General features: G+C 51.4%; 5 protein-coding genes. 2 read left to right on the forward strand and 3 right to left on the reverse strand.

Annotated features, from left to right (window positions below; genetic code table 11):
* Window position 1: 1 nt before the first annotated feature.
* From IKQ95_08490 to IKQ95_08500, 3 genes are all read right to left on the reverse strand, one after another.
* Window positions 2-601 (reverse strand): iron transporter, encoded by a 600-nt coding sequence (locus IKQ95_08490; GenBank protein MBR4196732.1) that lies wholly within the window; start codon window positions 599-601, stop codon window positions 2-4.
* A 45-nt stretch (window positions 602-646) separates the two neighbouring features.
* Complete coding sequence (locus IKQ95_08495) at window positions 647-2,083, reverse strand: FTR1 family iron permease (protein MBR4196733.1); 1,437 nt, start codon at window positions 2,081-2,083, stop codon at window positions 647-649.
* Between the two features lie 106 nt (window positions 2,084-2,189).
* Entirely contained in the window at window positions 2,190-3,131 is a 942-nt protein-coding gene (locus tag IKQ95_08500) for a hypothetical protein (GenBank protein MBR4196734.1), read from the reverse strand.
* A 66-nt stretch (window positions 3,132-3,197) separates the two neighbouring features.
* Between IKQ95_08500 and IKQ95_08505 the strand changes: the two genes are divergently transcribed.
* Together IKQ95_08505 and IKQ95_08510 are read left to right on the forward strand one after the other, a co-directional pair.
* Window positions 3,198-5,570, forward strand: coding sequence for a hypothetical protein (locus IKQ95_08505; GenBank protein ID MBR4196735.1), 2,373 nt, complete (start codon window positions 3,198-3,200; stop codon window positions 5,568-5,570).
* Between the two features lie 81 nt (window positions 5,571-5,651).
* Window positions 5,652-7,039 (forward strand): SurA N-terminal domain-containing protein (locus IKQ95_08510; protein MBR4196736.1); only part of this gene is annotated, 1,388 nt, incomplete at its 3' end.

The raw sequence follows: 7,039 nt of genomic DNA on the forward strand, positions 1-7,039 counted from the left end.
ATTATTTCTGTAACTGTTCGGCTGTGTAGTCCCACTTAAATTCGACGGTGTGAGTCTTGAAGAACTCTTTTGCGCCTGTCTTGGCCGGGACTCCTGTCTCATCGTCAATGTGAAGCAAGTAATCCGTAGGCGGCTCAATGATGAAACGGAGAGTATATTTGCCGACTTTGAGACCCTTTGCGATGTTCGCGCCGTAGTGCGGGCCGTCGTCAGCGTTCATGGGCATGAATGAGCCTGACATTACGGGCTTCTTGCTCGACAGCGGGATAATCTCATACTTCACTGTGAGATACGCGGGCCAGATGTCCTCGCCGTTGCCGAATCCGTAGGCTACTGCTGCTTCCGGCTTGAGGTGAATATCTGCCTCAAGGTGCATGTCTGACTCCTCGCGTGAAAGTCCTTTGCCTGTCGGGTACATGTCAACGGCCTGAAAGTATACCGCCGCAACGTTATACGGGCCGACCTGAGTCTCACCGATGGGAATCTCCTCGAACCCTGCCTCACCGGGCTTCATTGAGACGGGAGCCGCCACAGGAGCCGGAGCCGCAAACGCCGTGCCAGCAAGCGCAAGTACCAATACCGCAAGAATGATTTTCTTCATGAATATTTGACCTCCTGAATGAATTTCTGTATAAACTCCCTGCAATTATTTCGCCGGGGATTTATCCTTTTTCCTGAAAATGTGCGGTAACATAATCCACACCGCCGCGATTACGAGCATTATTTGAGGGATTAGAGTCTCCGCCCTGTCGTATATGCTCAATATCTCAATGCTAAATCCCTTCATGGCCGGAATGACCGTGCGCCCCGTGATAACGTCCGCTTCTGTCAGCTCAACAACGCCCTTTCCCATGAACGATATGCACATCAGGAAAAGCAGCACGCTCGTGAACATGAAGAACGCCCGTAAAGGAAGCCTCACGCTGAAATATCTGAAGCACACCCACACAATCACGAGAACGACAACGCCCGCCGCGATCCCGTAAGCGATATATGCCGGATTGCTCATTCCTCCCGTGAAGGCCGCAGAGTAAAAGAGGATTAATTCTGCGCCCTCCCTCATCACTGCTATGAACGCCGCAAAAATTAACGTCCACTGCGATTTACTGTCTATTGACTGCTGAACCTTCCCGCTTATGTAGTTTTCCCACGCGATATTGTCAGCCTTTGACAGCATCCAGTTGCTGACGTAGAACAGTACCGCCACCGCAAGAAACATCGTCCATCCCTCTAACAGCTCACGGGCGACTCCGCTCTGCTCTCCCATGAGAGTCTCTAACGCCCACGCAAGAATCACGCTCGCAATTACCGCCGCGAATGAGCCGAGATAAACGCCCTTCAGCATGTTCTTGTTGCCCGTCTTGATGAGATATGCCACGATTGCAGCGATAACTAGTATCGCTTCAAGACCTTCACGCACGAGAAGCCCGAACGCCGTCAAGAATGTTAGCCAGTCGCGGTTGACTGGTGATTTTGCTGTGGCTGATTTTTCGGCTGACGGGGGAATTTCTGCGAGTGATGATTCTTTTGCTGACGGTGAAATTTCCGGCTGTGAGTCTGTTTTTGCTGACGTGAGAATTTCCGGGCGCGTAACTTTCGTGTCTGCGTAAATCGCCTCGCCTACGCTGTCAGGGTCTTCAACTGTCGCATAGCCGTCAAGAACCATTGAGTCCTTGTAGACTTTTATCTTCAGTGCCTCAATCTGTCTCAGCAATTCTCCTTTGTCTTTCTGCTGATTGCCTAACAGAACGTGCTTAATGTCCCGGAATTGTGCCTCAATGTGATTGACCCTCGCCGCCGAAATCGCGTACATCACTGTGCGTTCGACTCCCTGAACTTCATAGTACTTGAAGTAAGCGTCATTCACATGTTTGTATGCGTCCTGATATTTGTCGGCTATAACGTCATCAATTGCCGCGTTAAATTCGAGTGCCATATCAGCCGCGACTCCCCGCCAGTCGTCATAGTGCTTCTTTTTCTTGGCGGCCTCTGAAATATTCGCGGTTAAAATTATTACAGTCAGCAGAAACATTAGCCCTGCAAAATATGCAAAGCCCTTCTTACACTTCAGCAAGGGATTCATTCTCCTTTGTCAGATGGAAATTATATCGGTCAAACTTTTTTTGCTGACTTGCATTTTACCAGCGGTTATTTTGGCGGTCAAGTTTTTGTTACAGGCGGCAAACATTCTACAGCATTACGGGGTCAGGGAGTCCCGGCCTGCCTTCTAGGGGAATAGCCGCTGATGTCCTAAGCTCAAGCATATTTTCCTCAAGCCTGAATGACGGCATATAGCCCCGTATAATGTCGAGGCCGTGAAGATTATTGCCCTGCGTTATTCCTGAGAGGGCAAACATTTTCCTGATACGGTGATTTCTGACTGTCCCGCGAATCGTTCCTGGGTTGTCGGCTGAAACTCTCGGAGGGTTTGACGTGATTAATATATTTATGTCGTCTCCGGCGTTGTAGTCAGCATGAAGGAGCGAATTTACGAACATTTCCCGGAATGCCCCGGCGCATTTTGACGACAGCGGAGCGAGGAGTCTCGGCAGAATTTCGGCGAGTGAGTCCCAGATGTTGACGGCTGAAATCTCCGCATGTCCCCCGGAATAGTCGAGCACAGCGCGAACCCTCACTATATCCCCGAACATTAACGCCCCCGCGAATGTCATATACTCACCCGAATACGCGCCAATCCTCCGCAGAAACTCATCACGCGAAAATCTCATCATCTCACTGTGAAGACTCGTAACCCTCATGTGAAAATTGCTGACGGATTCTTCACGGAGCGCGATATTTCTGACGGGGTAATCATCTCTTGACGGCTCGCGGGAATCTCCGGCCATGATGACCCGCGCCCTGAGTCCTGAGATTACGTTCTGCCCCTCAATTCGGCGGTACACACGGCCATGATACACAGCGGGCTTTTTGTGCCACACAAGCGGAGGAACATACACGCCGGCCTCAATGACGGAATACGCAATCCCGGACGGAATCAGCCTCACAGGGTCAAAGCCGTCAGCAACAATCACCCCGCCGGAAGAGTTCGCGAAAGCGCAGGCGGTCTCAGGGACTTTATACGCCTCATCCCTGCTGAAAGTCTGTGTGTCAATTCCTCCGTTCAGCGTCATAAATTCAATGCTCCGTCCTCAAAATTTGCGACATATTATAATTCTCTCATCACGATATATATTGAGGTGATTCAGATTAAGACGTTTCTTGTTGTTGACGGACACAGCCTCGCACACAGGGGATACAGCGCGCTTTCTGCAAGGCTCACCGCCCCTGACGGCACACCAACCGCAATGATTGTAGGCTTCATGAATATGCTTTACCGCGTTCAGGATGACCTTATGCCTGACTGCACAATAGCAATTTTTGACGCTAGGGGAAAAACTTTCAGGCACGAAATTTACGCCGGGTACAAAGCCGGAAGGAAACCCATTGATGACGATTTACGAGTCCAGCTCCCTATATTGCAGGAATTGTTGAGCCTCTGCGGAATCAGGGTAATAATACGCGAAGGAGTCGAGGCGGACGACTCTGTAGCCTCAGCCGTGAAACTCATTCGGCGCGAGGGCAATGAGGCCGTAATTCTCACATCGGATAAAGACATGTTCCAGCTTCTTGGCGGCGGCGTGAAGATCATCCGCACGACAAAATTCGGCGTTACGGGCGCGAAAATCTACGATGAGGCCGCATTCGTGAAGGAGTACGGATTTCATCCCGCGTCATTCCCGGATTATCTTGCCATGCTCGGCGACAGTATCGACAACATTAAAGGCGTTCACGGAGTCGGCGACATTACAGCCAAAAAGATTCTGGCGAAATTCCCGACGCTTGAAGCCGTATATGCCTCACTTGACACGCTCCCAAAATCAGCGCGGGCAAAATTTGAGGCAGCCGGGCGCGACTCGGTGATATGGACTCGCGACAACCTGATTATTCTGCGGGATAATATTTTTGATGATGACCCCGATTTTCTCAATGACTGCATGAATTACGGGGAAAATTTTGAGGCCGCTGAAAGTTTAGCGTTAAGGCTGGGACTGACTCGCGTTCTCGAAAGAATCGGCAGCAAAAAGAAGCCTCTTCCCCGCGAATTTTACCGCAAGGGAGATTTTACCCCTCCCGAATCTGACATCATTACATGCGACTACAAGAATGAATTACGCGCCTCACCCGCAAAATTTCAGGACGCTCCAAGAGTCTGGGACTTAAAGACAGCGTATTACCTCCTTCACCCTGACTCGGCCTCGTGGAATTTCCCGGACATAGCCCAGTCCGTGAACGCCAGCACGAACCCCGCCGGGACTCTCTCAGAATTGGCCGGAAGCATTGACGCTGAAATCTCGAAATATGACGGACTTCACGATGTCATGACAGAGTTAGACCTGCCGTTAATCCCCGTGCTGAATCGTATGGAGGATCACGGAATCAGAATCGCCCCGGAGAAATTCGAGTCGCTGTACGAGGATTTGTCAGCAAGAGTCGCAGAGATTGAGTCGGAGGTTATACGGTCAACAGGATTCAGGATTAACCTAAATTCACCCGCCCAAATATCATGGCTCCTTTTCGAGCAGCTCAAATTCCCCCCGTCAAAGAAGAACAAAAGCAAGTCAGCCTACACGACAGACGCAGGAGTCCTCGAAAAACTTGCGTCAGAGCCGGGCGGAGAAATTCCCGCGCTAATCCTCGAACACCGCGAAATAAACAAAATGCTCACGGGATTCGTTATACCCCTTCAGAAAGCGGCCGACAAAGACGGAATAATTCACACAACTTTCGAGCCTGCCATGACGGGAACAGGGCGGTTAAGCTCAAGAGATCCCAACTTGCAGAACATACCGACATTCGGGAAATGGGCGGACAAAATAAAGGCCGGATTAATCCCCGTGAACCCGGAGAATGTTTTTGTCTCGGCTGATTATTCACAGCTTGAGCTTAGAGTCCTCGCTCACATGTCAGGGGAAGAGAGACTCATTACTGCATTTGCTGAAGGAAGAGACATTCACACGGAGACGGCCTCATGGGTATTTGACACTGCGCCGGATTTTGTTACGCCTGAGATGAGACGCGCCGCAAAGATGATAAATTTCGGGCTGATTTACGGCATGAGTTCCTTCGGGCTGTCTGAGCGTCTCGGAGTGAAACGCGCTGAGGCTGACGGAATAATGTCCCGGTATTTTGACGCGATTCCGGGGATTGCTGACTTCCTGATTAACCTTGTGATTGACGCAAGGGAACGGGGATATTCGCGGACACTCGCCGGGAGGATTCGCCCTGTCGCTGAGATCCCCGCAAAGGCTCAGGCACTTGACCGGGCATTAGTCAACTCACCCATTCAGGGAACGGCGGCGGACACTGCGAGGCGGGCGATGATTCGTTTCGCTGAGTCCGGGACTGCTGAAATGTTGCTGCAGGTACATGACTCTATTGTCTGCGAATGCTCTCCCGACATGGCCGGGGAAGTCGCGCAAAGCCTCCGGGAAATCATGATTGAGTCGGGCGGGGAAATTTCTCACCTCGAAGCCGAAACAAAACAGGGTGCAACACTTGCTGATGTGTGAAAATGCATAGTGTGTGCTAAAATCTGTGAATCGCGTAAATTACTTACCGCAAAATTATAGAAAGAGGGTAATTATCCCATCATGATGAAATTCCTGCGTACACAAATGAAATGGATAATGGCTGTAATTGTTATTGCGTTCCTTCTGTCTACGTTCCTGATGTATGAAGGCAGGGGAACAAGGCGCACACCTTCCCGAAACCCGGACGGCTCAATGTCGGATTACGAGGTCGCACAGATAAACGGACGCTCCCTAATGCGCTCGGAGCTTGAGCAGAGACTCCGCAATTACCTCAGCCAGTACAGCACAAGAAGTGTAATCTCCATAGACATGCCCGCGATTTACAGGTCAGTTCTTGACGAGGCAATATTAGAGTCCCAGCTCGCAAAGGAAGTACAAGACAGGGGGATAACAGTCTCAGACGCTGAAGCGGATATGGCCATGAAGAGCTACGCGGATACATATTTCCCTACCCGTGAGGCATTCTACCAGGCACTTGCGTATCAGGGAATGAAGCCGGAAGACTACAAGAAGAGTCTTGCGCGTCAGATGGCATCGCAGAGGCTAATAGCTGAGGCAGTCGGAGAAATCACGGTGAGCGATGATAAAGTTTCAGAGTTTTACGACACAATGAAGTCGATACTTTACGCACAGCCGGAAGGATTCCTTGTTCACATGGCCGATTTTGGGACAAGCACAGACGCAGAATATTTCCGCGCAGAGATTGCCGGGGGCGCAAGCTGGGACGTATTAGCGTCCGGGGATTCTCTTGCCTCAAAGGACGTTCACAACATAACCCGCTCGCCCGTGAGACTTCCCGCAAGCACATTCAGGGCGGGGATACTGAGCGTTCTTGCCTCTGTTGACGTTGGGCAGGTCAGCCCGGTGTTTGTTGTTACGAGCGATGATTACGGCGTGGCTATGAAGGTCGCGCATGTTGACGCGGGGAATACTCCCTTTGCTGAAGTCAGCGGTGATATTCGGTCAATGCTAATGCAGCAGGAACAGCGCAACAGGCTCGCGGCATACGAGCAGGCATTGAGGTCAAAAGCAAATGTAGTGATTAATGACGAGGAATTATTCAGAAGCCCGGCCATCTCTCAGGACAAAGAGCCGTCAGCAGACATCCTCCCGATTATCACGCCTGAAGAACCCGCAAAATCTGAGGACACTCCCGCGCCTGTTGTAACTGAGTCAGCAGACGTAGCCGAGACTCCCGCACCTGTCGTGAATGAGTCAGCAGACGATAAAGCCGAGACTCCCGCGCCTGCCGTGAATGAGTCAGCAGACGTAGCCGAGACTCCCGCGCCTGCCGTAACTGAGTCAGCAGACGATACAGCCGAGACTCCTGCCCCTGCCGTGAATGAGTCAGCAGACGAACACACCGAGACTCCCGCGCCTGCCGTAACTGAGTCAGCAGACGTAGCCGAGACTCCCGCGCCTGCCGTGAATGAGTCAGCGGACGTAGC

Source organism: Synergistaceae bacterium (assembly GCA_017540085.1).
GTDB lineage: Bacteria > Synergistota > Synergistia > Synergistales > Aminobacteriaceae > JAFUXM01.

Coding starts and splice junctions, on each gene's coding strand:
- IKQ95_08490 (MBR4196732.1), bottom strand. CDS start 601: ATGAAGAAAATCATTCTTGCGGTATTGGTACTTGCGCTTGCTGGCACG.
- IKQ95_08495 (MBR4196733.1), bottom strand. CDS start 2,083: ATGAATCCCTTGCTGAAGTGTAAGAAGGGCTTTGCATATTTTGCAGGG.
- IKQ95_08500 (MBR4196734.1), bottom strand. CDS start 3,131: ATGACGCTGAACGGAGGAATTGACACACAGACTTTCAGCAGGGATGAG.